This is a genomic window from Pseudoalteromonas sp. bablab_jr010 (assembly GCF_016464105.1).
In the GTDB taxonomy this organism is placed as follows: Bacteria; Pseudomonadota; Gammaproteobacteria; order Enterobacterales; family Alteromonadaceae; genus Pseudoalteromonas; species Pseudoalteromonas simplex.
Map to the genome: position 1 here is coordinate 1 of NZ_JACDWV010000175.1, position 295 is coordinate 295.

The following is a 295-nucleotide window of genomic DNA, read 5'->3' on the forward strand; positions in this document are numbered from 1 at the left end:
ATGGGATAGGAACCCTTGGTCTTCCGGCGTGCGGGTTTTTCACCCGCATTATCGTTACTCATGTCAGCATTCGCACTTCTGATACCTCCAGCAAACCTCCCGGTTCACCTTCAACGGCTTACAGAACGCTCCCCTACCACTCAAACATAGTTTGAATCCGCAGCTTCGGTGCATAGTTTAGCCCCGTTACATCTTCCGCGCAGACCGACTCGACCAGTGAGCTATTACGCTTTCTTTAAAGGATGGCTGCTTCTAAGCCAACCTCCTGGCTGTCTGGGCCTTTCCACATCGTTTC

The 295-nt window shown here is 51.9% G+C and carries 1 rRNA gene; it reads right to left on the reverse strand.

From position 1 onward, the window contains the following. Positions 1-295, reverse strand: a 23S ribosomal RNA gene (locus JIG37_RS18150); the annotation flags it as partial.